At 66.8% G+C, this 23752-nt stretch carries 26 protein-coding genes and 1 tRNA gene; 26 read left to right on the top strand and 1 reads right to left on the bottom strand.

Annotation, left to right across the window (positions count from 1 at the left end):
* Positions 1 to 79 precede the first annotated feature (79 nt).
* A tRNA-Asp gene (locus tag HNQ67_RS01660) sits at positions 80 to 156 on the bottom strand.
* Between the two features lie 253 nt (positions 157 to 409).
* Between HNQ67_RS01660 and HNQ67_RS01665 the strand changes: the two genes are divergently transcribed.
* The 26 genes from HNQ67_RS01665 (at position 410) to dxr (ending at position 23733) form a co-directional block, all read left to right on the top strand.
* Entirely contained in the window at positions 410 to 787 is a 378-nt protein-coding gene (locus HNQ67_RS01665) for an NADH-quinone oxidoreductase subunit A (protein ID WP_183251745.1), read from the top strand.
* Entirely contained in the window at positions 757 to 1410 is a 654-nt protein-coding gene (locus tag HNQ67_RS01670; RefSeq protein WP_425486323.1) for a NuoB/complex I 20 kDa subunit family protein, read from the top strand. Before HNQ67_RS01665 ends, HNQ67_RS01670 begins: the two co-directional genes overlap by 31 nt.
* Positions 1411 to 1433: 23 nt before the next feature.
* The gene (locus HNQ67_RS01675) at positions 1434 to 2030 is read left to right on the top strand and encodes an NADH-quinone oxidoreductase subunit C (RefSeq protein ID WP_425486331.1); all 597 of its coding nucleotides are present in this window, start codon (positions 1434 to 1436) and stop codon (positions 2028 to 2030) included.
* A complete protein-coding gene (locus tag HNQ67_RS01680) occupies positions 2030 to 3295 on the top strand; it encodes an NADH-quinone oxidoreductase subunit D (protein WP_183251749.1) in 1266 nt (421 codons plus the stop codon). Before HNQ67_RS01675 ends, HNQ67_RS01680 begins: the two co-directional genes overlap by 1 nt.
* On the top strand, positions 3295 to 3693 hold the full coding sequence (locus HNQ67_RS01685) for a hypothetical protein (protein WP_183251751.1): 399 nt from the start codon (positions 3295 to 3297) through the stop codon (positions 3691 to 3693). Before HNQ67_RS01680 ends, HNQ67_RS01685 begins: the two co-directional genes overlap by 1 nt.
* Positions 3690 to 4352 (top strand): NADH-quinone oxidoreductase subunit NuoE, encoded by a 663-nt coding sequence (gene nuoE / locus HNQ67_RS01690; protein WP_183251753.1) that lies wholly within the window; start codon positions 3690 to 3692, stop codon positions 4350 to 4352. The genes HNQ67_RS01685 and nuoE overlap by 4 nt, the downstream gene beginning before the upstream one ends.
* Positions 4349 to 4615, top strand: a complete 267-nt coding sequence (locus tag HNQ67_RS01695; protein ID WP_183251755.1) for a hypothetical protein — start codon at positions 4349 to 4351, stop codon at positions 4613 to 4615. Before nuoE ends, HNQ67_RS01695 begins: the two co-directional genes overlap by 4 nt.
* 3 nt (positions 4616 to 4618) lie before the next feature.
* The gene (gene nuoF / locus HNQ67_RS01700) at positions 4619 to 5932 is read left to right on the top strand and encodes an NADH-quinone oxidoreductase subunit NuoF (RefSeq protein ID WP_183251757.1); all 1314 of its coding nucleotides are present in this window, start codon (positions 4619 to 4621) and stop codon (positions 5930 to 5932) included.
* A 2-nt stretch (positions 5933 to 5934) separates the two neighbouring features.
* Positions 5935 to 6432, top strand: a complete 498-nt coding sequence (locus tag HNQ67_RS01705; protein WP_183251759.1) for a hypothetical protein — start codon at positions 5935 to 5937, stop codon at positions 6430 to 6432.
* Positions 6432 to 8477 carry an NADH-quinone oxidoreductase subunit NuoG gene (gene nuoG / locus HNQ67_RS01710; protein WP_183251761.1) on the top strand — a complete coding sequence of 682 codons (2046 nt, stop codon included), beginning with the start codon at positions 6432 to 6434 and terminating at the stop codon, positions 8475 to 8477. Before HNQ67_RS01705 ends, nuoG begins: the two co-directional genes overlap by 1 nt.
* 6 nt (positions 8478 to 8483) lie before the next feature.
* Positions 8484 to 9548, top strand: a complete 1065-nt coding sequence (gene nuoH, locus HNQ67_RS01715; RefSeq protein ID WP_183251763.1) for an NADH-quinone oxidoreductase subunit NuoH — start codon at positions 8484 to 8486, stop codon at positions 9546 to 9548.
* The gene (locus HNQ67_RS01720) at positions 9545 to 9769 is read left to right on the top strand and encodes a hypothetical protein (protein WP_183251765.1); all 225 of its coding nucleotides are present in this window, start codon (positions 9545 to 9547) and stop codon (positions 9767 to 9769) included. Before nuoH ends, HNQ67_RS01720 begins: the two co-directional genes overlap by 4 nt.
* Positions 9769 to 10260, top strand: a complete 492-nt coding sequence (gene nuoI, locus HNQ67_RS01725; protein WP_183251767.1) for an NADH-quinone oxidoreductase subunit NuoI — start codon at positions 9769 to 9771, stop codon at positions 10258 to 10260. The genes HNQ67_RS01720 and nuoI overlap by 1 nt, the downstream gene beginning before the upstream one ends.
* A 74-nt stretch (positions 10261 to 10334) precedes the next feature.
* Entirely contained in the window at positions 10335 to 10961 is a 627-nt protein-coding gene (locus HNQ67_RS01730) for an NADH-quinone oxidoreductase subunit J (RefSeq protein ID WP_183251769.1), read from the top strand.
* On the top strand, positions 10961 to 11269 hold the full coding sequence (gene nuoK / locus HNQ67_RS01735; protein ID WP_183251771.1) for an NADH-quinone oxidoreductase subunit NuoK: 309 nt from the start codon (positions 10961 to 10963) through the stop codon (positions 11267 to 11269). The genes HNQ67_RS01730 and nuoK overlap by 1 nt, the downstream gene beginning before the upstream one ends.
* 2 nt (positions 11270 to 11271) lie before the next feature.
* The gene (gene nuoL / locus HNQ67_RS01740; RefSeq protein ID WP_183251773.1) at positions 11272 to 13362 is read left to right on the top strand and encodes an NADH-quinone oxidoreductase subunit L; all 2091 of its coding nucleotides are present in this window, start codon (positions 11272 to 11274) and stop codon (positions 13360 to 13362) included.
* A gap of 11 nt (positions 13363 to 13373) precedes the next feature.
* Positions 13374 to 14852: an NADH-quinone oxidoreductase subunit M gene (locus HNQ67_RS01745; protein ID WP_183252724.1), complete on the top strand. Its 1479-nt coding sequence runs from the start codon at positions 13374 to 13376 to the stop codon at positions 14850 to 14852.
* 7 nt (positions 14853 to 14859) lie between these two features.
* Positions 14860 to 16305 (top strand): NADH-quinone oxidoreductase subunit NuoN, encoded by a 1446-nt coding sequence (nuoN, locus tag HNQ67_RS01750; RefSeq protein ID WP_183251775.1) that lies wholly within the window; start codon positions 14860 to 14862, stop codon positions 16303 to 16305.
* A gap of 2 nt (positions 16306 to 16307) precedes the next feature.
* Complete coding sequence (locus tag HNQ67_RS01755) at positions 16308 to 17060, top strand: biotin--[acetyl-CoA-carboxylase] ligase (RefSeq protein ID WP_425486324.1); 753 nt, start codon at positions 16308 to 16310, stop codon at positions 17058 to 17060.
* A complete protein-coding gene (locus HNQ67_RS01760) occupies positions 17057 to 17839 on the top strand; it encodes a type III pantothenate kinase (protein ID WP_183252729.1) in 783 nt (260 codons plus the stop codon). Before HNQ67_RS01755 ends, HNQ67_RS01760 begins: the two co-directional genes overlap by 4 nt.
* Entirely contained in the window at positions 17836 to 19509 is a 1674-nt protein-coding gene (locus HNQ67_RS01765; protein ID WP_183251777.1) for a ribonuclease J, read from the top strand. Before HNQ67_RS01760 ends, HNQ67_RS01765 begins: the two co-directional genes overlap by 4 nt.
* A gap of 97 nt (positions 19510 to 19606) precedes the next feature.
* The gene (pyrH, locus tag HNQ67_RS01770; protein WP_183251778.1) at positions 19607 to 20350 is read left to right on the top strand and encodes a UMP kinase; all 744 of its coding nucleotides are present in this window, start codon (positions 19607 to 19609) and stop codon (positions 20348 to 20350) included.
* Positions 20351 to 20379: 29 nt separating this feature from the next.
* A complete protein-coding gene (frr, locus tag HNQ67_RS01775) occupies positions 20380 to 20937 on the top strand; it encodes a ribosome recycling factor (protein WP_183251780.1) in 558 nt (185 codons plus the stop codon).
* Positions 20938 to 20969: 32 nt separating this feature from the next.
* Positions 20970 to 21725, top strand: a complete 756-nt coding sequence (gene uppS, locus HNQ67_RS01780; RefSeq protein WP_183251782.1) for a polyprenyl diphosphate synthase — start codon at positions 20970 to 20972, stop codon at positions 21723 to 21725.
* Positions 21725 to 22540, top strand: a complete 816-nt coding sequence (locus tag HNQ67_RS01785) for a phosphatidate cytidylyltransferase (RefSeq protein ID WP_183251784.1) — start codon at positions 21725 to 21727, stop codon at positions 22538 to 22540. The genes uppS and HNQ67_RS01785 overlap by 1 nt, the downstream gene beginning before the upstream one ends.
* Positions 22537 to 23733: a 1-deoxy-D-xylulose-5-phosphate reductoisomerase gene (gene dxr / locus HNQ67_RS01790; RefSeq protein WP_183251786.1), complete on the top strand. Its 1197-nt coding sequence runs from the start codon at positions 22537 to 22539 to the stop codon at positions 23731 to 23733. Before HNQ67_RS01785 ends, dxr begins: the two co-directional genes overlap by 4 nt.
* Positions 23734 to 23752 lie beyond the last annotated feature (19 nt).

The raw sequence follows: 23752 nt of genomic DNA on the forward strand, positions 1-23752 counted from the left end.
CTCGAAGCTTTTCGGATTTTTTTGAAGGACCGCTCGCGGAGCGGAAAGCGCCATTCCCTGACTGCAAAATCAGAGGGAATGGCGCGAGTGACGGGGCTCGAACCCGCGACCTCCGGCGTGACAGGCCGGCACTCTAACCAACTGAGCTACACCCGCGTTTCCCGGCCGCGAAGCAGTGCGTCGCGGCGAGGGGCGTCGTTTAGGCGGGGGCGCCTCGCACTGTCAAGCGAGGATGCGCGCCGGTTCGACAGATTTTCCGCGTCGTCGGACGGCGGGGTCATTGCCTGAAATTGCTGCGAACCATTCTCAAGAAAAACCTTTCGCCGCATGGGTTTGAACGGCGGCGGTTCCGGGTCTAGAAAGCGCCGAATCCGCCCCCTCCCTCGAAGGCGGACGAGGTTCCATACGGATGAACGCATATCTTCTCGAATATCTGCCGATCGTGGTCTTTCTCGGGATCGCGGCGGCGCTTGGGCTCGGCTTCATGCTGGCGGCCTGGGTGCTCGCGCCGAAGAACCCGGACTCAGAGAAGCTGTCGGCCTATGAGTGCGGCTTCAACGCCTTCGACGACGCGCGCATGAAGTTCGACGTGCGCTTCTACCTGGTCTCGATCCTGTTCATCATCTTCGACCTCGAGGTGGCGTTCCTGTTCCCATGGGCGGTGTCGATGTTCGACCTGTCGCGCGCCGGGATGGTTTTCGCCTTCTGGTCGATGATGGTCTTCCTCGGCGTGCTGACCGTCGGCTTCATCTATGAATGGAAGAAGGGCGCCCTCGAATGGGAGTGACCACCGACAACACCCTGCCGCTGATCGGCGTGGGCAACCAGGGCGCATCGCCGTCTATGGCCCCGTCATCGCCGGTCGCCTTCGGCCGGGCCGGGCGAACGCTGGTCGAGGGCTATGACCCGGCCGTGCACGACAAGTTCTTCGAGGCCGTGAACGCCGAACTGGGCGAGCGCGGCTTCATCACCACCTCGCTGGACGATGTCATCAACTGGGCCCGGACCGGCTCGCTGATGTGGATGACCTTCGGCCTCGCGTGCTGCGCCGTGGAGATGATGCAGGCGTCGATGCCGCGCTTCGACATGGAGCGGTTCGGCATGGCCCCACGCGCCAGCCCGCGTCAGTCCGACCTGATGATCGTCGCCGGCACTCTGACCAACAAGATGGCTCCGGCGCTCCGTAAAGTATACGATCAAATGCCAGACCCGCGTTACGTGCTTTCGATGGGTTCGTGCGCCAATGGCGGCGGGTATTACCACTATAGTTACAGTGTAGTGCGCGGCTGCGACCGCGTTGTTCCTGTCGATGCTTATGTGCCGGGGTGCCCGCCGACGGCGGAGGCGCTGCTCTACGGGCTGCTGCAACTGCAGAAGAAGATCCGGCGGACGGGGACGATCGACCGATGAGCGCGATCGCCCGCATCGAGGAGATGGAATCGGGGCTGACGCCGCTGGGCGCCGAGATGGTCGGCGCGCTGGGCGTTCAGGCCCAGGTCGCGTTCGGCGAACTGACGCTGGTGGCCGAGCGGGGGCGCATCGTCGAGGTGCTGACCGTGCTGCGCGACCGCTTCGGCTTCCAGCAACTGCTGGACGTCTGCGGCGTGGACTTCCCGGATCGTGAGGAGCGATTCGAGGTCGTCTATCACCTGCTCAGCCTGACCCGGAACGCCCGCCTGCGCGTCAAGGTGACGACCGACGAGCGCCAGCCGGTGCCCAGCGCCGTGTCGGTGTTCCCCTGCGCCGACTGGTTCGAGCGCGAGGCGTTCGACATGTACGGCATGCTGTTCGAGGGTCATCCCGACCTGCGCCGGCTGCTGACCGATTACGGTTTCCAGGGACATCCGCTGCGCAAGGACTTCCCGATGACCGGTTATGTCGAAGTTCGTTACGACGACGAGCAGAAGCGGGTCGTCTATGAACCGGTCAAGCTGACCCAGGAGTTCCGCAATTTCGACTTCCAGTCGCCGTGGGAAGGCGCAGACTATCCGGCCCCGGTGCTGCCGGGTGACGAGAAGGTGCAGGGCTGATGGCTGATTCCTCCACCCTCCCGCCGCCGATCGGCGCCAGCGTGTTCGACGACGAGCCCGACGGCCGGACCGAACACGCCCGCGCGCTCGACGACCGCAAATTCACGATCAATTTCGGCCCGCAGCACCCGGCCGCGCACGGCGTGCTGCGCCTGGTGCTGGAGCTGGACGGCGAACTGGTCACGCGCGTCGATCCGCACATCGGCCTGCTGCACCGCGGCACCGAGAAGCTGATGGAGGCGCGCACCTACCTCCAGAACATCCCTTACCTGGACCGCCTCGACTACGTCGCGCCGATGAACCAGGAGCACGCCTTCTGCCTGGCCATCGAGAAGCTGCTGGGCATGGACGTGCCGTACCGCGGCCAGCTGATCCGGGTGCTGTTCTCCGAGATCGGCCGGGTCCTGTCGCACCTGCTGAACGTGACGACGCAGGCGATGGACGTCGGCGCCCTGACGCCCCCGCTGTGGGGCTTCGAGGAGCGCGAAAAGCTGATGGTGTTCTACGAGCGCGCCTCGGGCGCCCGTCTGCACGCCAACTATTTCCGCCCGGGCGGCGTCCACCAGGACCTGTCGCCGGACCTGATCGACGACATCGGCCGCTGGTGCCTGGAATTCCCGGCGGCGCTCAAGGATATCGAGTCTCTCGTCACCGAGAACCGCATCTTCAAACAGCGCAACGTCGACATTGGGGTGGTCACCAAGCAGCAGGCGCTGGATTGGGGCTTCACCGGGGTGATGCTGCGTGGTTCGGACATCCCCTGGGATCTGCGCAAGTCGCAGCCGTATGAATGCTATGCCGATCTCGACTTCGACATCGCCGTCGGCAAGAACGGCGACTGCTGGGACCGCTACCTCTGCCGCATCGAGGAGATGAAGCAGTCGGTGCGGATCATGGAGCAGTGCATCCACACGCTGCGCAACTGCCCCGGCGAGCCGGTGATCACCGAGGACAACAAGATCGTCCCGCCGCGTCGCGGTGAGATGAAGCGGTCGATGGAATCGCTGATCCACCACTTCAAGCTCTACACCGAGGGGTTCCGGACGCCGGAGGGCGAGGTCTACGCCGCTGTCGAGGCGCCCAAGGGCGAGTTCGGCATCTATCTGGTGTCGGACGGCTCGAACAAACCGTACCGGGTCAAGATCTCGGCCCCGGGCTTCCGCCACCTGCAGGCCATGGACTGGATGAATCGCGGCCACATGCTGGCTGACGTCAGCGCCATCCTCGGCTCGCTCGACATCGTGTTCGGCGAGGTCGACCGCTGATGGGGTTCGCCGTCCAGCCGATCTTCACGACGACGCAGGCGATCTGGTTCGCCGTGCTGTTGACGTTCGGCGTCGCCATGCAGCTGGCCTTTTCGCCGCGCCGCCGCGCGATCATGGGCGGGCTGAAGTTCGCCCTGGCTTCGGCGCTGGCCGCGGCCCCGGCCGCGGCCGGGGTGACGCTGGTGCGCGGTGCGTACCGGCTCGGTTATCTGGAAGAGGGCAGGGGCTTCTGGGAGGCCAATCTGCGCTCCGTCGTGTGGATGAGCGGAGCCATATTCTTCGGCCAGCTGGCCGTGCGCTACCTACCGCCAATGGCGTGGCTGTCGCGGGATCTGAGAAATGCCGGCCGCGCCGTGTGGAGCGAGCGCCTGGGCCGCTGGATGGGTAAGCAACAATGAGCGTTCGTCGTCTCGCCAAGGAACAGCCCGCCTCGTTCGCCTTCTCGAAGGCGACGAAGGCCAAGGCCGACTGGTGGATCGCCAAATATCCGGCGGAGCGGAAGGCTTCGGCGGTGATTCCGATCCTGTGGCTGGTCCAGAAGCAGGAGGGCTGGGTGTCCGAGCCCGCCATTCGCGCCATCGGCGAGCTTCTGGCCATGCCGTACATCCGGGTTCTGGAGGTCGCGACCTTCTACACCATGTTCATGCTCGAACCCGTTGGTTCGGCTGCGCTTATTCAGGTTTGCGGCACGACGCCGTGCATGCTGCGCGGGGCCAATGAACTGATGGCCGTGTGCAAGAGCCGGATCGGTCCGAAGCAGACCCTGAGCGCCGACGGCCGCTTCACCTGGGAGGAAGTCGAGTGCCTTGGCGCCTGCGCCAATGCGCCGATGGCGATGATCAACGACTATTATTTCGAAGACCTGACGCCGGAGAACATGGCGCAGATCATCGACGACTTCGCCGCCGGCAAGACCCCCAAGCCCGGGTCGCGGGTCGGCCGCACCAGTTCCGAGCCGGAGGGCGGGGCCCTGACCCTGACCGATCCGAAGCTGTATGACGGCTCGGCCGCCAAGCCGATCAGGAAGCTGCCCAACAGCGAACCGGTGACGGCATGAGCCGTCCCGACCTGTCGAACGACCAAACGGTCGCCCGCTATCGCGCGGAACTGCGCATGGTCGGGCGTAACCAGCGGCTGGCCGGGTTCGCCCTGGTCATCCTCGGCGCTGTCGCCGTCTGGGGCGGGACCGCGGCCGGCCCGGCGGGCCCGGCGATCCAGTACGCCGGCTATGCCGCGCTGGCTCTCGGATGGGCCCTGATGCTGGCCGCCATCTTCCTGCGCACCCGATACCACCGCCGCCGTATGCGGGAGATGGACTGAATCATGGTTGGAATCCTCGAAGACAAGGATCGCATCTTCACCAACCTTTACGGGCTCCAGGACTGGGGACTTGAGGGGGCGAAGAAGCGCGGCGCGTGGAACGCCACGAAGGACATGCTCGACCTCGGGCGCGACTGGATCATCGCCAACGTCAAGAACTCGGGCCTGCGCGGTCGGGGCGGCGCCGGCTTCTCGACCGGTCTGAAGTGGTCGTTCATGCCCAAGGAGCTGAAGGACCGGCCGCACTATCTCGTCATCAACGCCGACGAGTCGGAACCGGGCACCGCCAAGGACCGGGAGATCATGCGCCACGATCCGCAGCTGCTGATCGAGGGTTGCCTGATCGCCAGCTTCGCGATGCAGGCCCACGCCTGCTACATCTATCTGCGCGGCGAATATGTGCTGGAACGCGAGCGCATGGAGGCCGCGGTCAAGCAGGCCTATGACGCGAAGCTGATCGGCAAGAACAACGTCCACGGCTGGGATTTCGACGTCTACATCCACCACGGCGCGGGGGCCTATATCTGCGGCGAGGAGACGGCCCTGCTGGAGTCGCTGGAGGGCAAGAAGGGCCAGCCGCGCCTGAAGCCGCCGTTCCCGGCCGGGGCCGGCCTGTACGGCTGCCCGACCACGGTCAACAACGTCGAGTCGATCGCCGTCGTCGGCACCATCCTGCGCCGCGGGGCCGAGTGGTTCGCGGGCTTCGGTCGTCCGAACAACACCGGCACCAAGCTGATGACCATCAGCGGCCACGTGAACCGGCCGTGCAATGTCGAAGAGGCGATGTCGATCCCGCTGCGTCAGCTGCTGGAAGAGCACTGCGGCGGCGTGCGCGGCGGCTGGGACAACCTCAAGGCCGTGATCCCGGGCGGTTCGTCGGTGCCGCTGATCACGCGGGAGATGTCCGAGACCGCCCTGATGGATTTCGACAGCCTGCGCGACATGCGTTCGGGCCTCGGCACCGCGGCGGTCATCGTCATGGACCAGTCGACCGATCTGGTGAAGGCGATCGCCCGCATCAGCTACTTCTACAAACACGAGAGCTGCGGCCAGTGCACGCCGTGCCGCGAGGGCACCGGCTGGATGTGGCGCGTGCTGGAGCGGATGGCCATCGGCGAGGCCGACCCGTCGGAGATCGACCTGCTGCTGGACGTCGCCGGCCAGGTCGAGGGCCACACCATCTGCGCCCTCGGCGACGCCGCGGCCTGGCCCGTTCAGGGCCTGATCCGCCATTTCCGCCACGAGATCGAAGAGCGGATCGCCACCTACCGCAGCCGCCGCGCGAACTTCGCCGGCCACGCGATCGCGGCGGAGTGACGATGCGCGCTCTCGCTTTCCTGATGCTGGCGCCCGTCGCCCTCGCCGCCTGCGGCGAGCGGGCGGACGAGGCCGCGCCGACTCCGGCCGAGGTGGTGTCGGCGGCGCCGGCGACAAGCGATGTCGCACCCGCGGCCCCCGCCGTGCTGACCGCCGCCGATCTGCGCCGCGTCTGCCGCGCCGGCCTGGCCGGCATCCACGGCCAGCAACTGACGGACATCTCGATCGACGGCGTCGAGGGCGAGGTCGTCAACGCCTCGTGGCGCGCGCCGGTCGACGGCGGCCGCCGTCGGGCCCAGTGCCGGGTCGAGGGCGACCTGATCACCTGGAAACCGGCCGACGCCCAGACCCCCGAAGAGGCCCGCTGGATGAACCAGTCGGGCGACCCGGTGACGCGCTTCGTCCTTGACGGCGAGGCCATCACCATCAACACGACGCTCCCGGATGGGACGACCGCCACGGAAGAGTACGCCGTGGCCACCGAGCAAGAGGCCCGCTGATGCCCGTCGCCAAGGTCAACGGCGTAGAAACCGAGTTCGAGCCCGGCATGACCGTGCTCCAGGTCGCCGAGAAGGCCGGCCATGAGATCCCGCGTTTCTGCTACCATGAGCGGCTGTCGATCGCTGGCAACTGCCGCATGTGCCTGGTCGAGGTGAAGCCCGGACCGCCGAAGCCGCAGGCGAGTTGCGCCCTGCCGGCCGCCGAGGGGCAGGAGATCTTCACCGACACGCCGATGGTCAAGAAGGCGCGCGAAGGGGTGATGGAGTTCCTGCTCATCAACCACCCGCTGGACTGCCCGATCTGCGACCAGGGCGGCGAGTGCGACCTGCAGGACCAGGCCATGGCCTATGGCCGCGACGGCTCGCGCTACGCCGAGAACAAGCGCGCCGTCGAAGAAAAGAACATGGGTCCAACGGTCAAGACCTTCATGACCCGGTGCATCCAGTGCACGCGCTGCGTCCGCTTCATCACCGAGGTGGCCGGGGTTCCGGACATCGGCATGATCTCGCGCGGCGAGAGCGCCGAGATCACCACCTATCTGGAAAAGAACATCGACAGCGAGCTGTCAGGCAACGTCAACGACCTGTGCCCGGTCGGCGCCCTGACCCACCGGCCGTGGCAGTACCACTACCGCCCGTGGGAGCTGAGGAAGACCGAGTCGATCGACGTCATGGACGCGCTGGGCTCGAACGTCCGCGTCGACGCTCGCGGGGCCGAAGTGATGCGCGTGTTGCCGCGCGTGCACGAGGGCATCAACGAGGAGTGGCTGTCGGACATCAGCCGCTACGCCGTCGACGGCCTGCAGCGCCAGCGGCTGGATCGGCCTTACGTTCGCGAGAACGGCAAGCTCCGCGCCGCCTCGTGGGAAGAGGCCTTGGGCGTCGTGGCCGCGAAACTGACCGCCGCCAAACCTGAGAAGATCGGCGTCATCGCCGGCGATCTGCAGGACGCGGAGTCGATGAAGGCGGCGCTGGACCTGTTCCGGGCGCTCGGCTCGGCCAACACCGACTGCCGTCAGGACGGCAGTGCGCTGGGCCATGGGCCGCGCGAAGGCTGGCTGTTCAACTCCGGCCTGCAAGGGATTGAAAACGCGGACGCCGTCCTGATCGTCGGGGCCAATCCGCGGACCGAGGCGCCGCTGCTCAACGCCCGCCTGCGCAAGGCCTGGTTGACCGGCGAGATGGAGGTCGGCGTCATCGGCGAACAGGTCAATCTGACCTTCACGCACAGCTGGCTCGGCGCAGGTTCGAAGACCCTGGCCAAGCTGCCCAAGGCGGCGATGGAGTTTCTGACCAAGGCCGAGCGGCCGGCGATCATCGTCGGCTCAGGCGCGCTGACCGGCGAGACCGGACCGGCCGTGCTGAACGCGCTCGGCGCGCTGGCCAAGAAAGTCGGGGTGGTCGCGGACGGCTGGAACGGCTTCAACGTGTTGCACAGCGCCGCCTCGCGCGTCGGCGGCCTCGACATGGGCTTCGTCCCCGGCGAGGGCGGCCTTTCGGCGGTGGAAATGGCGAAGAAGGGCGCGCTGGACGTGCTGTTCCTGCTCGGCGCCGACGAGATCGACGCCTCGGCGAGCAAGGCGTTCAAGGTCTATCTGGGCAGCCACGGCGATCGGGGCGCGCACGGGGCCGACGTGATCCTGCCGGGGGCGGCCTATACCGAGAAGCCCGGCCTTTACGTCAACACCGAGGGCCGGGTGCAGATGGCCGAACGGGCCGTCTTCCCCAAGGGGCAGGCGAAAGAGGACTGGGCCATCCTGCGGGCGCTGTCGGCGCTGGTCGGCCAGACCCTGCCGTACGATACCATCGACGCCCTGCGATCGAAGCTGATGGCCGATCACCCGACCTTTGGCCGCATCGACTACCGGCCGCCGGCGGCGTCGTTCGACGTGGCGAGCCTCGGCAAGAAGGGCGACCTTGGCGACACGGCCTTCCAGTCGGCCGTGCGCGACCCCTATCTCAACAACCCGATCGCGCGCGCCAGCGTGACCATGGCCGAGCTGTCCGCCCTGCGGACCGCGCCGGTCGCGATGGCGGCGGAGTAAGGCCCGATGGATTTCTGGAGCACTCCTCTCGGTTGGACCCTGATCACGGCGGGCGGCATCCTGCTGGTCACCGTCGGCATTTTGATCTCGCTCGCCTTCCTGCTGCTGGCCGACCGCAAGATCTGGGCAGGCGTGCAGATGCGGAAGGGGCCGAACGTCGTGGGCCCGTTCGGTCTGCTGCAGTCGTTCGCCGACTTCTTCAAATTCGTGCTGAAAGAGATCGTCGTGCCGGCGGGCGCCGACAAGGTGATCTTCCTGCTGGCTCCGCTGCTGACCTTCATCCTCGCCTTCATCGCCTGGGCGGCGATTCCGTTCGCGCCGGGCTGGGTCATTTCAGACCTGAACGTCGGCATCCTCTACATCTTCGCGATCTCGAGCCTGGGCGTGTACGGCATCATCATGGGGGGCTGGGCTTCGAACTCGAAGTATCCGTTTCTCGGCTCGCTGCGCTCGGCGGCGCAGATGGTGTCCTATGAGGTCTCCATCGGCCTGGTCATCATCAATGTGATCCTGCTGGCCGGGACCATGAACCTGACCCAGATCGTCACCCAGCAAGGCGGCTGGATCTGGAACTGGTTCGCCTTCGGCGGAGGTCTGGCGACCTGGCCGACCATCGTGGTGATGTTCCCGATGGCGATCATCTTCTTCATCTCGGCCCTGGCCGAGACCAACCGCCCGCCGTTCGACCTGCCCGAGGCGGAGTCGGAGCTCGTGGCCGGCTACCAGGTCGAATACAGCTCGACGCCGTACCTGCTGTTCATGATCGGCGAATACGCCAACATCGTCTTCATGTGCGCCCTGATCAGCCTGCTGTTCTTTGGCGGCTGGCACCCGGGCTTCCCGACCGACTTCCTGAACGACTGGCCCGAGTTCGTGGCCAACCTGTTCTACTTCCTCGTCTTCTTTACCAAGATCATCTTCTGGTTCGCCATGATCGCCATGGTGAAGGCCTTTGTGCCCCGCTACCGCTATGATCAGCTGATGCGGCTGGGTTGGAAGATCTTCCTGCCGACCTCGCTGGTCGCCGTCGTCATCGTCGCCGCCTGGCGCGTCTTTGCGGTGGGCGCATGAGCCGGCTCCTGACCCTGATCGCTCTGGCCGCCGTCGTCTCGACGACCGCCTGCACCCTGCCGACCTACGAGGCCGAGCCGGTTTCGGTCTATCAGTGGGAACGGCGCCAGCAGGCCGTCGAACGGCAGGAGGCCGAACGCGCCCGCCTGTGCCGCATCACCAAGGACGAGGACCCGCGCAAGGAAGAGCTGTGCCGCGGCGTCGCCGGAGAGAAAGACTGATGGCTAACCGTCTCATCCAGGCCGCGAAGGGCGCGTTGCTGATCGACGTGATCGGCGCCGTCGGCCTGTCGCTGAAATACATGATGCGGCCCAAGGCGACCGTGAACTATCCGTTCGAGCGCAACCCGCAGTCGCCGCGCTTTCGGGGCGAGCACGCGCTGCGCCGCTATCCGAACGGCGAGGAACGTTGCATCGCCTGCAAGCTGTGCGAGGCCATCTGCCCGGCCCAGGCCATCACCATCGAGGCCGAACCGCGCGCCGACGGCAGCCGCCGCACGACCCGCTACGATATCGACATGGTCAAATGCATCTACTGCGGCCTGTGCCAGGAGGCCTGCCCGGTGGACGCCATCGTCGAGGGGCCGAACTCGGAATTCACCGTCGAGACCCGCGAAGAGCTGCTCTACGACAAGGAAAAACTGCTTTCGAACGGCGACCGTTGGGAGCGGTTGATCGCGAAGAATCTGGAACTCGACGCGCCTTACCGCTAAGGCGCAACCGCTGAACGGGGAGGGCGATTCCGCGCGGGATCGCCGCCCATAACCGAAAGGGGCGCAGGCCTCAGATGTTGACCGGAATAGCCTTCTATCTGCTCGCGGCGGTGGCCGTGGTCGGCGGCCTGATGGTCGTCACCGCGAAGAACCCCGTGCACAGCGTGCTGTGGCTGATCCTGACCTTCTTCTCGTCGGCGGGGCTGTTCGTGCTGCTCGGCGCGGAGTTTCTCGCGATGCTGCTGGTCGTGGTCTACGTCGGCGCCGTCGCGGTGCTGTTCCTGTTCGTGGTCATGATGCTGGACGTCGACTTCGTGCGCCTGCGCGAGGGCTACGCCCGCTACCTGCCGCTGGCGGCCATTGTCGCCGGCATCCTGCTGGCCGAGATGATCATGATCTCGCTGGTGGTGGTGCAGGGCGGGGCGGCCGCCAACGCCGTGACCCCGGCGGTCGCCACCACCGACATGACCAACGTCGAGGCCATCGGCCGGGTGCTCTACACCGACTATGTCTACATCTTCCAGGCGGCGGGGATCGTACTGCTGATCGCCATGATCGGCGCCATCGTCCTGACCCTGCGCCACAAGCCCAACGTCAAGCGCCAGAAGGCCCACGACCAGGTCAACCGCGACCGCAAGACCGCCGTCGAGGTCAAGGGCGCGACGACTGGCGCGGGCGTCTCCGCCGAGGATCTGATCTGATGGAAGTCACGCTGCAGCACTATCTGGCGGTCGGCGCCATCCTGTTCACTATCGGCGTTTTCGGCATCTTCGTGAACCGCAAGAACGTCATCATCATCCTGATGTCGATCGAGATGATCCTGCTGGCGGTGAACATCAATTTCGTCGCCTTCTCGGCCTATCTGAACGACGTCTCCGGGCAGATCATGGCCATGTTCGTCCTGACCGTGGCCGCCGCCGAGGCCGCCGTCGGCCTGGCCATTCTGGTGACCTTCTTCCGTAATCGCGGCGACATCGCCGTCGACGACGCCAGCGTGATGAAGGGCTGATCGTGGACCTCGAGCTTCTCGTCACCCTCGGCGTCTTCGCCCCGCTGCTCGGCGCCGCCATCGTCGGCCTGTCCGGCCGCCGGCTCGGCGACCTGCTGTCGAAGTCGATCACCACCGGCCTGCTGTTCTTCTCCTGCGCCGTCGCCTGGATCGTGTTCAGCCAGTGGACCTGGGGCCATCTGGAGCCGTTCACGGTGCAGATCGCACCGTTCATCCACGTCGGCGACTTCCAGTCGAACTGGTCGATCCGCATCGACGCCCTGTCGGCGGTGATGCTGGTCGTGGTCACGACGGTGTCGTCGCTGGTCCACCTCTACAGCTGGGGCTACATGGCCGAGGACCCGGACAAGCCGCGGTTCTTCGCCTATCTGTCGCTGTTTACCTTTGCCATGCTGGCGCTGGTCACCGCCGCCGACTTCATGCAGCTGTTCTTCGGCTGGGAAGGGGTGGGGCTGGCGTCCTATCTGCTGATCGGCTTCTGGTACAAGAAGGCCACCGCCTCGGCGGCCGCGATCAAGGCGTTCGTGGTCAACCGGGTGGGCGACTTCGGTTTCGCGCTGGGCATCTTCACCGTGTTCTGGATGTTCGGCACCATTGAGTTCGCCGAGCTGTTCCCGATGATCGCCGCGCGCGAGGGCACGGGCTGGGAGTTCCTGGGCCATACCTGGTCGGCGCTCGACCTGGCCGGCGTGCTGCTGTTCATCGGCGCCATGGGCAAGTCGGCCCAGTTCTTCCTGCACACCTGGCTGCCCGACGCCATGGAGGGCCCGACGCCGGTGTCGGCCCTGATCCACGCCGCGACCATGGTCACAGCCGGCGTGTACATGGTCTGCCTGCTGTCGCCGATCTACGAGTATGCGCCGTACGCCAGCCAGATCATCGCCCTGACCGGCGCGGTGACGGCCCTGTTCGCCGCCACCGTTGGCCTGGCCCAGAACGACATCAAACGAGTCATCGCCTATTCGACCTGTTCGCAGCTCGGCTACATGTTCTTCGCCGCCGGCGTGGGCGCCTATGAGGCGGCCATGTTCCACTTGTTCACCCACGCCTTCTTCAAGGCCCTGCTGTTCCTCGGCGCCGGCTCGGTGATCCACGGCATGCATCACGAGCAGGACATGCGGAAGATGGGGGGTCTGTGGAAACTGCTGCCCATCACCTATGCGGTGATGATGATCGGCACCATCGCCATCACCGGCCTGGGCATTCCCGGGATCGGCGGCCTGGCCGGCTTCTATTCGAAGGACATCGTCATCGAGAGCGCCTTCGCGGCGGCCGCGAGCAACCACTCGCCGATGGGCCTGTTCGCCTTCCTCGTCGGCATCCTCGCCGCCGGCCTGACGGCCTACTATTCGTGGCGGCTGATCTTCATGACCTTCCACAACAAGCCGGTGTGGAAGGAAGAGGGCGCGCACCATGCGGACGACCACGCCACCGACGCTCAACTGGAGACCCACTCCGAGCCGCTGGCGGACGATGGAGACCGCGGCGCGCATGCGCATGACGATCATCACCATCATGGCCCATTGAAGCCGCACGAGAGTCCCTGGGTCATGCTCGTGCCGCTGCTGCTGCTGTCGATCGGCGCGATCGCGGCGGGCTTCCTGTTCGAGCCGTTCTTCACCGGACACCATGAGAACGAGTTTTGGCGCGGGGCCATCTTCACCGGCGCGGCCAATCACGTCCTGCACGAGGCGCACGCGGTTCCGACCTGGGTGAAGTGGTCTCCGCTGGTCCTGACCCTGATCGGCACCTTCGCCGCCTTCTGGCTCTATGTCCTGAAGGAAGGCATGGCCCGTCGCATGGCCGACCGCGGCGGCGTGATCCACGCCTTCCTCTACAACAAATGGTATTTTGACGAGCTGTATGACGTGGTCTTCGTGCGCGGCGCCAAGGCCGTCGGCGACCTGTTCTGGAAGGTCGGCGACGTGAAGATCATCGACGGGCTCGGCCCCAACGGCGCGGCCTGGGCGGCGCTGAAATCCGCCGCCAGACTAGGCAAACTCCAGTCCGGCTATGTCTACCACTATGCGTTCGTGATGCTGCTCGGCGTGGCCGCCTTCCTCGCCTTCGCCATCTATGCGTGGGGAGCCTGATCTTGCCCCAGATCCCCTTCATCCTGAGCGTCGTCACCTTCCTCCCGCTGGTCGGCGCGGGCCTGATCCTGCTCGCCCGCCTGATGGGCAGGGGCGACGCCGCCGGCGCGGCCCGCTGGATCGCATTGGTCACGACGCTCGCGACGCTCGCCGTTTCGGCGGTCCTGGTGGCCGGCTTCGACGTCTCGAGCGCGGCCTATCAGTTCGTGGAGCGCTACGCCTGGTTCACGGGCGCGGAATACCACATGGGCGTCGACGGGATTTCGATCCTGTTCGTGCTGCTGACCGCCTTCCTGATGCCGATCTGCATCATCGCCAGCTGGACGACGATCAGGGAGCGGGTGGTCGACTACATGATCGCCTTCCTGGTGCTGGAGACGCTGGTCATCGGCGTGTTCACCGCGCTGGACCTGTTCCTGTTCTACATCTTCTTCGAAGGCACCCTGGTGCCGATGTTCATCATCATCGGAGTGTGGGGCGGGGCGAACCGCATCTATGCGGCCTACAAATTCTTCCTCTACACCCTGCTGGGCTCCGTCCTGATGCTGCTGGCCATGCTGTGGATGGCGGCTGAGGCCGGCACGACCAGCATTCCGGCGCTGAAGGCGTTCGACTTCCCGGCCTACGCCCAGCCCATGCTCTGGCTGGCCTTCTTCGCCTCGTTCGCGGTCAAGATGCCGATGTGGCCGGTTCACACCTGGTTGCCCGACGCCCACGTTCAGGCCCCGACGGCGGGATCGGTCATCCTGGCCGGCATCCTGCTGAAGCTCGGCGGCTACGGCTTCCTGCTGTTTAACCTGCCGATGTTCCCGCTGGCGTCGGAGATGTTCGCGCCGCTGGTCTTCGCGCTGTCGGCCATCGCCATCGTCTACACTTCGCTGGTCGCGTTCCGGCAGACCGACATGAAGAAGCTGATCGCCTATTCGTCGGTGGCGCACATGGGCTTCGTGACCATGGGCATCTTCGCCGGCAATGATCAGGGCGTGCAGGGCGCGGTGTTCCAGATGCTGAGCCACGGCCTGATTTCGGGCGCGCTCTTCCTCTGCGTCGGCGTGGTCTACGACCGCATGCACACCCGCGAGATCGCCCTGTACGGCGGGCTGACGGCGCGGATGCCGTGGTTCGCGGCCATCTTCATGCTGTTCACCATGGCCAACGTCGGCCTGCCCGGCACCTCGGGCTTTATCGGCGAGATCCTGACCATGACCGGCGTCTACCAGGTGTCGACGTGGACGGCGCTGTTCGCGGCCTCGGGGGTGATCTTCTCGGCGGTCTACGCCCTGACCCTGTACCGCAACGTCATGTTCGGCGAGATCACCAACCCGGCGATGAAGACCATCACCGACGTCGACAGGCGCGAACTGCTGATCTTCGCCCCGCTGATCCTCGGCACGATCTGGCTCGGCGTGCAGCCCGGCCTCGTGCTCGACTACACCGCCGCCTCGGTCGAGGCCCTGACCTCCGCCTATCAACTTGCGATCGGCGGGTGAGACGATGATGCCTGATCTGATTTCCGCTCTTCAGCTTTCCGCTTCCGAAGCCACGCTGGCGGTTGGCGGCCTCGTGCTGCTGATGCTCGGCGCCTTCGCCGGCGAGAAGAGCGCGCGGTTCGTTTCCGTGCTTTCGATCCTGCTCCTGCTCGCCGCTACGGCGCTAGCGGTGACCGGCCCGCTCGGCCAGGCCTTCAACGGCGCCTATGTGGCCGATCCGCTGGCCGTCTACGGCAAGGCGCTGATCTTCCTGTCCAGCGCCGTGGCCATCGTGCTCGGCGACGGATGGATGAAGCGCACGCGCATCGCCCGCTTCGAATTCCCGGTGCTGATCGTGCTGGCTTCCGCCGGCATGGGGATGATGGCCTCGTCGGGCGATCTGATCTCGCTCTACGTCGGCATCGAACTGCATTCGCTGGCCCTGTATGTGCTGGCCGCCTTCCACCGCGACGACCTGAAGGCGTCCGAGGCCGGCCTGAAATATTTCGTGCTCGGCGCCCTCTCGTCCGGCCTGCTGCTCTACGGCGCCAGCCTGATCTACGGCTTCACCGGCTCGATGCGGTTCGACGAGATCGCCGCCTACGCCGCGACCAATGCCTCGCCGGGCCTGATCTTCGGTCTGGTGTTCCTGATCTGCGGCCTGGCCTTCAAGGTGTCGGCCGCGCCGTTCCACATGTGGACGCCCGATGTCTACGAGGGCGCGCCGACCCCCGTCGTGGCCCTGTTCGCCACCGCGCCCAAGGTCGCCGCCATGGTGTTGATCGCCCGCACGCTGGAGGGGGCCTTTGCCGGTTCCCACGACCAGTGGGCCCAGGTGCTGATCCTGATCTCGCTGATCTCCTTCGCCGTCGGCGCCTTCGGCGGACTGGTGCAGAAGGACCTGCAGCGGCTGCTAGCCTATTCGTCGATCGCCAACATCGGCTATGCCCTGCTTGGCATCGCCGTCGGCACGACCCTGGGCGTGCAGGCCATGCTTCTGTTCATGACCCTGTACGTGATCGATCAGTTCGGCTTCTTCGCTCTGATCCTGTCGCTGAGCCGCAATGGACGTCCGATCCGCCGCATTGAGGACTTCGCCGGCCTGCGCAAGGACCGACCGGTGATGGCGCTGGTTTTGACCGTGCTGTCGCTGTCGGTGCTGGGGATGCCGCCGCTGGCCGGCTTCTGGGGCAAGTGGGCCGTGTTCGGCGCCGCCGCGGAGGCGGGGTACTGGATGGTCGGCGCCGCCGGCCTGGTAGCCTCTGTCGTGGCCGGCTTCTACTATTTGCGCATCATCAAGCTGATGTGGTTCGATCCGGCGCCGGAAGGCGTCGAGGCCATCGACCGTTCGCCGATCGAGGCGAAGACCATCGCCATCGCCGCGGCCCTGTTCTCCTTCCCGCTGGTGATGGTCGCCCTGACCTGGCTGGAGCCCCTGACGCGGGCGGCGGCCGTCGGCTACGGGGCGGGCTGACGGTGGCTTCGGCCGCGCCTGTCCTGCTGCTCGAACAGACCGACTCCACCAACGCGGAGGCCCGCCGTCGGGCCGAGGCCGGCGAGACCGGTCCGCTGTGGATCACCGCGCGCCGACAAACCGCGGGCCGGGGCCGCCGGGGGCGATCGTGGGCGAGCGACAGCGGCAACCTGTTCGGGACCCTGCTGCTGACGACGCGGAAGGCGCCGGCCGAGGCCGCCCAGATCACCTTCATCGCGGCGCTGTCCGTCGCCGACCTGCTGGACGCCTATGCCCCGCCGTCGCTGGTGACGATCAAATGGCCCAATGACGTCATGCTAGCGGGAGACAAGGCCTCCGGCGTGCTGGTCGAGTCCGGCTCCCATCCAGCTGGCGGGCTGTGGCTGGCGGTCGGGATCGGCGTCAATCTGGCCAGCGCGCCGACCGGAACGGAGCGGCCGGCGACCTGTCTGGCCCAGCACCTGAGGGGTGATGTCGGGGCGCCGCCGTCCGTCGAAACCGCCGGCGCCAGGCTGGCTCAGGCCTTCGCGGTCTGGCTCGAGCGGTGGCGGACGCTGGGCTTCGAGCCTATCCTTGACGCCTGGACGGCCCGCACCACTGGTCTGAAGGGGCCAGCGACGGCCCGCCTCGGACATGAGACGGTCGAGGGCCGGGCCGAGGGCGTTGCGCCGGACGGGGCCCTCAGGCTTCGGCTGGCCGACGGCACGCTACGGCTGATTTCGGCCGGCGACGTATTCTTCGGGGAGCCCGCCTGATGCTTCTGGCCATCGAGCAAGGGAACACCAATACGCTGTTCGCGGTCCACGACGGCACGGACTGGGTGGCCCAGTGGCGGACAGCCACCGAGAGCACTCGCACGGCCGATGAATACGCGGTCTGGCTGAGCCAGCTGCTGACCATGCGCGGCCTCGATATCCGCCAGCTGGACGGCTGCATCATCTCCAGCGTCGTGCCGCAGTCGATCTTCAACCTGCGCAACCTGTCCCGCCGCTATCTGAACGTCGAGCCGCTGGTCATCGGCGACAATGTCGATCTGGGCATCGGGGTGCGGATCCTGAAGCCGAGCGAGGCGGGCGCGGACCGGCTGGTCAACGCCATCGGCGCGCATCTGGCCTATCCCGGCGATCTGGTCATCATCGACAGCGGCACCGCCACCACCTTCGACGTGGTCGCGGCTGACGGCGCCTTCGAGGGCGGGGTCATCGCGCCGGGCATCAATCTGAGCCTGCAGGCCCTGCACGAGGCGGCGGCGATGCTGCCCCGCATCGCCATCCAGCGGCCCGAGCGGGTGATCGGCAAGGACACCGTATCCAACATGCAATCCGGCGTCTTCTGGGGCTATGTCGCCCTGATCGAAGGCCTGGTGGCGCGCATCAAGGCGGAGTGGGGCAATCCCATGACCGTCATCGGAACCGGCGGGGTCGCCTCGCTGTTCGAAGGCGCGACCGATTCCATCGACCGGTTCGATCCGGACCTGACTATCCGCGGCCTGCTCGAAATCTGGCGGCGGAACACCCACATCAAGGACGTATGAAAAAGAAAACCAGCGACGAATTCGTCTTCCTGCCGCTCGGCGGGTCGGGCGAAATCGGAATGAACCTGAATCTGTACGGCTACGGTCCCGAGGCGAACCGCGAGTGGATCGTCGTCGACGTGGGCGTGACCTTTGGCGACCTGTCGACGCCCGGCGTGGATGTCATTGTGCCCGATCCCGCCTTCCTTGAGGGCGAAACCATTCGCGGCATCGTGCTGACCCACGCCCACGAAGACCATATCGGCGCGCTCGGCTGGCTGTGGTCGCGTATGAAGGCCCCGCTGTACGCCACGCCGTTCACCGTCTTTCTGATCCGCGAGAAGCTGCGTGAGGCAGGCATCCTCGATCAGGTCGAGATCAACGAGATTCCGCTGGGCGGCTCCATCGATCTCGGGCCGTTCACGGTCGACTTCATCACCATGACCCATTCGATCGCCGAGCCGAACGGTCTGGCTATCCGGACGCCGCTGGGGACGGTCCTGCACACCGGCGACTGGAAGATCGACGACGAGCCGATCGTCGGCGCGGTCACCGATTCACGCGCCATCAGCCGCCTCGGCGACGAGGGCGTGCTGGCCATGGTGTGCGATTCCACCAACGTCTTCGTCGAGGGCGTGGCGGGGTCGGAGGGCGGCGTGCGCGACGCCCTGACCGAGCTGATCGGTTCGTTGAAGGGCCGCATCGCCGTCGGCTGTTTCGCCTCGAACGTTGCCCGCATGGACAGCGTCATCCGCGCGGCCGAGGCCTCGGGGCGGCGGGTCTCGCTGGCGGGGCGGTCGATGCACCGCATCACCGCCGCCGCCAAGTCGGTCGGCATGATGCAGGACATCAAGCCCTTCCTGTCGGAGCAGGAGGCGCGCGTCTGGCCGGCCGACGAGATCCTCTATCTGTGCACCGGCAGCCAGGGCGAGGCGAGGGCGGCCCTGTCGCGCGTGGCCGAGGGCACCCATCCCTACATCAAGCTGAGCCGGGGCGATCACTGCATCTTTTCGTCGCGGGTCATCCCGGGCAACGAGCTGTCGATCGGCCGCCTGCAGGACAAGCTGACCGACCGCGGGGTGCGCATCTACACCGAGAAGGATCACCCCGGCATCCACGTCTCGGGCCACCCCTGCCGCGAGGAGTTGCGCCAGATGTACGCCTGGGCGCGGCCGAAGATCGCCGTCCCGACCCACGGCATGCGCCGCCATCTGGCTGAACACGCCAATCTGGCCAAGGATATCGGCGTGCCGGAGACGGTCACGCCCCGCAACGGCGACATGGTGCGACTCGCTCCCGGACCCGCCGCCATCATCGACGAGGTTCCCAGCGGCCGTCTGTACGTCGACGGCGGCCGTCTGGTGACTGAACAGGGCGAGGCGCTGCACGAGCGTCGCCACGCCTCGACCAACGGCGTGCTGATCGTCAGCTTCGCGATGGACCGGCGCGGCAAGATCGTCAGCGATATCGACGTGCGCGCCATCGGTCTCCCGGGCGACGCGGAATCGCCCCTCGGCGACGCGCTGGACGACCTGGCCGAACGGGCCGAGGCGGCGGTCACCAAGCTGAAGGGCGCGGCGCTGGACGATGAACTGGTCATCGAGCAGGCCGTCTCGCGGGCTTTAAAGAAGGCGAGCCAGCAAATCTGGGACCGCCGACCGATTGTCGAGACCATCGTTCTGAGGCTCTGATCGTCGGGCCGGCTCGCTTTCTGGCGTGTCACAGGCCTTTGAACGGGGCGGGGGGCTGCCTATAAGAAGCCGAATCCCGCCTGCCCAAGGACCCGCCATGCCCGATGCCCCGTCAGAGTTCCGCTACAAGCGCGTCCTGCTGAAGGTCTCGGGCGAGGTGCTGATGGGCGATCAGCCCTACGGCATCGACATGAAGACGGTCGCCAAGGTGGCCGAGGCGGTGGCCCGGGTGGCGCGCGAGGGAGTCGAAATCTGCCTCGTCATCGGCGGCGGCAACATCTTCCGCGGGCTGAGCAAGGCCGCCGGCGACATGGAACGCGCCACCGCCGACTATATGGGCATGCTGGCGACGGTGATGAACGCCCTGGCCATGCAGGCGGCGCTGGAGAAGATCGGGGTCCAGACCCGGGTCCAGAGCGCCCTGACCATGAACGCGGTGGCTGAGCCCTATGTGCGCCGTCGGGCCCTGCGCCACCTCGAGAAGGGCAGGGTGGTGATCTTCGCCGCCGGGGTCGGCGCGCCCTTCTTCACGACGGATTCGGGCGCTGCCCTGCGGGCCGCCGAGATGGGCTGCGACGCCCTGCTCAAGGGCACCAGCGTCGATGGCGTCTATACCGCTGATCCGAAGAAGGATCCGTCGGCGACGCGTTACGACACCCTCAGCTACCACGACGTGCTGGCCAAGGACCTCAAGGTCATGGACGCCTCGGCGATCGCCCTGATGCGCGATTCCGGTATTCCGATCGTGGTCTTCTCGATCCGGGAGCCGGGTACGCTGCGCAAGACCCTGACCGGAAAGGGGACCTTCACGGTCATAACATCGGACGCAAAGTCAGCCTGACAAGCCATTAAAGAACGAGAGAAAAGACCATGGCCAAGCCTGATCTGAAGAGCTACCGCGACCGCATGGACAAGGCGGTCGGCGCGCTGAAGGAAGAGTTCGCCGGCCTGCGCACCGGCCGCGCCAACGTCGGCCTGCTGGATCCCGTGCAGGTCGAGGCCTACGGCTCCACCGCGCCGCTGAACTCCGTCGCCGCGATCAGCGTGCCCGAGCCGCGCATGATCTCGGTCAATGTCTGGGACAAGAGCATGGTCGGGCCGGTCGAGAAAGCCATCCGCGCGGCTGGCCTCGGACTCAACCCCATCGTCGATGGACAGATGCTGCGCATCCCGGTGCCGGCGCTGACCGAGGAGCGGCGCAAGGAGCTGGCCAAGCTGGCCGGCAAATACGCCGAGCAGCAGAAGATCGCCGTCCGGAACGTGCGACGCGACGCCAATGATGATCTGAAGAAGGCCGAGAAGGCCTCCGAGATCAGTCAGGACGAGCAGAAGAAGATGGAAGCCGAGGTCCAGAAGGACACGGACGCGGCCATCAAACGCATCGACGAGACCTTGAAGGCCAAGGAAGTTGAGATCATGCAGGTTTGACGGCGCGTTATGCCGTAGGATACGCGCCGGTCATGCCCGTCAAACCCCTTGATCCCCAGCCCGCGTTGGACGGGCCGCGCCACGTCGCCCTGATCATGGACGGGAACGGTCGCTGGGCGCAGGCGCGTGGGCTGCCGCGGGCCATGGGGCACCGCGAAGGCGTGCAGGCGCTGAAGCGGACCGTTCAGGCGGCTCCGGCGCTGGGCATCCGCTGCCTGACGGTGTTCGGCTTCTCCACCGAGAACTGGCGGCGTCCGGCGGAGGAGGTCTCGGACCTGATGGGCCTGGTCCGCTCCTATGTCGCCAGCGATCTGAAGCGGCTGGATCGCGAAGGCGTCCGGGTGCGGATTCTCGGACGCCGCGCCGGCCTGCCCGACGATATCGCCGAAATCGTCGAGCGCACCGAGGCGCAGACCGCCCACAACACCAAATTCCTGCTGCAGGTCGCCTTCAACTACGGGGGGCGGGCCGACATCGTCGATGCCGCGCAAAGGCACCTCGAACGCGTGCTGGCGGGTGAGACGACGGGTCCCCTCGACGAGGAGACGCTGGGACTCGGCCTGTCGACCGCCGGCGGGCCGCCGGTCGACGTCATCGTGCGCACCTCGGGCGAGCAGCGCCTGTCGAACTTCCTGCTGTGGGAGGCCGCCTATGCCGAGCTGGTCTACCAGCAGGTGCTGTGGCCGGACTACGGCCCGGAGGCGCTGGCGGACGTGGTCGAGCAGTATCGCAATCGCGACCGGCGTTTCGGCGGCCTGACGGCCGCGCCCGCCGTGGCGGCCGGCTGATGGCGGTTCGGGCCGGCGACATCGGTCTGCGCGCCGCGTCGGCCATCGTGCTGGCGCCGGCGGCGGTGCTCGGCATCTGGGCCGGCGGACCATGGTTCCTGGCGCTCATGCTGCTGGCCTGCGCCCTGCTGGCGGTCGAATGGGCGATGATGAGCGCCGCGACCGCGTGGCGCGTGATGGCCGGGGCGGTCGGTTTCGGCCTGTTCGCCGCGGTCATTTCGGCCCACGTCGAGCAGCTTTCGCTGGCCCTCGTCATGCTGGTGTTCTGCGCCGCGGCGGCGGGACTTTTCGCGCGCAGCCGGGGGCAGGAGGCGCTCGACGCCGCCTATGGCGTTCTCTATCTCGGCTGGCCGGCCGTCCTGCTCATCTGGCTGCGGGACGGGTCGTCGGCCAGCGGTCTGGCCTGGACGGTGTCGGCCTTCGTCATCGCCTGGGCGTCGGACATCATGGCCTATCTGGTGGGCAGTCTGATCGGCGGCCGGAAGCTTTGGCCGCGGTTCTCGCCCAACAAGACCTGGTCCGGCTTCATCGGCGGGCTGGCGGCCGGCACCGGCGCCGGCGCCCTGCTGGCGACATGGCTCGATCTCGGGATTGGTCCCGCATGGGGCGCGCTCCTCGGCCTCGCCGCGGCCCTGGCCACGATGGCGGGCGACCTGTGGGAGTCCGCGCTGAAGCGGCGCTACGGGGTCAAGGACGCCGGCAAGCTGATCCCGGGTCATGGGGGCTTGCTCGACCGGGTCGACGGCCTGATGTTCGCGGTCGTGGTGGTGGCCTGCGGCCGGCTGCTGTTCGTGACGTTCGGAGCCGGCGCATGATCCGCCGCCGCGTCACTGTCCTGGGCTCGACCGGATCGGTCGGGAGCTCGACGCTGGAGTTGATGGAGCAGGCCGAGGCCAGTGGAACCGGAGCCTTCGAGGTCGAGGCCCTGACCGGCGGCGCCAACATCGGCCGACTGGCGGAGCAGGCGCGGCGCTGGAAGCCCCGGGTGGCCGTCACCGCCGATCCGGCTCGTCTGGGCGAATTGCGGGAGGCCCTGGCCGGAACCGGGGTCGAGGCTGCGGCCGGGGAGGGGGCGGTGATCGACGCCGCCGCCCGCCCGGCCGACTGGGTCATGGCCGCCATCGTCGGGGCCGCCGGTCTGCGCTCGGCGTGGGCGGCCGCAGACACCGGCGCGACCCTGGCGTTGGCCAACAAGGAAAGCCTGGTTTGCTGTGGCCCGGCGCTGATCGACCGCGTTCGCCGCTCCGGCGGTCGGCTGATCCCGGTCGATTCGGAGCATTCGGCCATCTTTCAGGTGTTTCCTCACGACGCGCCGCATCAGGTCAGCAAGATCGTCCTGACCGCGTCCGGCGGGCCGTTCCGGACCACGCCGCGCGAGGCCCTGGCCGGGATCACGCCGGAACAGGCCGTGGCCCATCCCAACTGGAGCATGGGCGCCAAGATCTCGGTCGACAGCGCCACCATGGCCAACAAGGGCCTGGAGGCGATCGAGGCAGCCTATCTGTTCGACATGACCGGGGATCGCATCGACGTCGTCGTGCATCCGGAATCGATCATTCACAGCATGGTCGAATACGTCGATGGCTCGACCCTGGCCCAGATGGGGCCGCCGGACATGAAAACTCCGATCGCCTGCGCCCTCGCCTGGCCGGATCGGATCGCCTGGCCCGCGCCGACGCTGGACCTCGCGGCCTTGGGCAGCCTCACCTTCGAGGCGCCGGACGAGGTCCGCTTTCCGGCCCTCAAACTCGCCCGCGAGGCCTTGCAGGCGGGCGGTTCGGCCCCGATCGTGTTCAACGCGGCCAATGAGGTCGCGGCCCTGGCTTTTCTTGACCGTCGTCTGGCCTTTCTCAATATTGCCGCAGTCGTCGCCGACACCTTGTCGCGCGTAACGGCCTCGGGGGTAGATTCCGGTTCCAGCAACGCCTGCGATGCGGCCCTGGCCGTGGACGCGCAGGCGCGGCGAGTGGCGGAGTCGATCGTTCGAGGCTTGGCCGCGGCGGCCTGAACGGTGGAGGATTTCAAAT

Source organism: Brevundimonas basaltis (genome assembly GCF_014202075.1).
In the GTDB taxonomy this organism is placed as follows: domain Bacteria; phylum Pseudomonadota; class Alphaproteobacteria; order Caulobacterales; family Caulobacteraceae; genus Brevundimonas; species Brevundimonas basaltis.

Bases quoted from the DNA above. Each gene is read 5' to 3' on its own strand.
- HNQ67_RS01730 (WP_183251769.1), top strand. From the start codon at position 10,335: ATGTTGACCGGAATAGCCTTCTATCTGCTCGCGGCGGTGGCCGTGGTC.
- uppS (WP_183251782.1), top strand. From the start codon at position 20,970: ATGCCCGTCAAACCCCTTGATCCCCAGCCCGCGTTGGACGGGCCGCGC.
- nuoG (WP_183251761.1), top strand. From the start codon at position 6,432: ATGCCCGTCGCCAAGGTCAACGGCGTAGAAACCGAGTTCGAGCCCGGC.
- HNQ67_RS01705 (WP_183251759.1), top strand. From the start codon at position 5,935: ATGCGCGCTCTCGCTTTCCTGATGCTGGCGCCCGTCGCCCTCGCCGCC.
- HNQ67_RS01675 (WP_425486331.1), top strand. From the start codon at position 1,434: ATGGAATCGGGGCTGACGCCGCTGGGCGCCGAGATGGTCGGCGCGCTG.
- nuoK (WP_183251771.1), top strand. From the start codon at position 10,961: ATGGAAGTCACGCTGCAGCACTATCTGGCGGTCGGCGCCATCCTGTTC.
- HNQ67_RS01720 (WP_183251765.1), top strand. From the start codon at position 9,545: ATGAGCCGGCTCCTGACCCTGATCGCTCTGGCCGCCGTCGTCTCGACG.
- nuoH (WP_183251763.1), top strand. From the start codon at position 8,484: ATGGATTTCTGGAGCACTCCTCTCGGTTGGACCCTGATCACGGCGGGC.
- nuoN (WP_183251775.1), top strand. From the start codon at position 14,860: ATGCCTGATCTGATTTCCGCTCTTCAGCTTTCCGCTTCCGAAGCCACG.
- HNQ67_RS01695 (WP_183251755.1), top strand. From the start codon at position 4,349: ATGAGCCGTCCCGACCTGTCGAACGACCAAACGGTCGCCCGCTATCGC.
- HNQ67_RS01685 (WP_183251751.1), top strand. From the start codon at position 3,295: ATGGGGTTCGCCGTCCAGCCGATCTTCACGACGACGCAGGCGATCTGG.
- HNQ67_RS01670 (WP_425486323.1), top strand. From the start codon at position 757: ATGGAAGAAGGGCGCCCTCGAATGGGAGTGACCACCGACAACACCCTG.
- nuoE (WP_183251753.1), top strand. From the start codon at position 3,690: ATGAGCGTTCGTCGTCTCGCCAAGGAACAGCCCGCCTCGTTCGCCTTC.
- frr (WP_183251780.1), top strand. From the start codon at position 20,380: ATGGCCAAGCCTGATCTGAAGAGCTACCGCGACCGCATGGACAAGGCG.
- HNQ67_RS01680 (WP_183251749.1), top strand. From the start codon at position 2,030: ATGGCTGATTCCTCCACCCTCCCGCCGCCGATCGGCGCCAGCGTGTTC.
- HNQ67_RS01785 (WP_183251784.1), top strand. From the start codon at position 21,725: ATGGCGGTTCGGGCCGGCGACATCGGTCTGCGCGCCGCGTCGGCCATC.
- pyrH (WP_183251778.1), top strand. From the start codon at position 19,607: ATGCCCGATGCCCCGTCAGAGTTCCGCTACAAGCGCGTCCTGCTGAAG.
- nuoI (WP_183251767.1), top strand. From the start codon at position 9,769: ATGGCTAACCGTCTCATCCAGGCCGCGAAGGGCGCGTTGCTGATCGAC.
- nuoF (WP_183251757.1), top strand. From the start codon at position 4,619: ATGGTTGGAATCCTCGAAGACAAGGATCGCATCTTCACCAACCTTTAC.
- dxr (WP_183251786.1), top strand. From the start codon at position 22,537: ATGATCCGCCGCCGCGTCACTGTCCTGGGCTCGACCGGATCGGTCGGG.
- HNQ67_RS01665 (WP_183251745.1), top strand. From the start codon at position 410: ATGAACGCATATCTTCTCGAATATCTGCCGATCGTGGTCTTTCTCGGG.
- HNQ67_RS01765 (WP_183251777.1), top strand. From the start codon at position 17,836: ATGAAAAAGAAAACCAGCGACGAATTCGTCTTCCTGCCGCTCGGCGGG.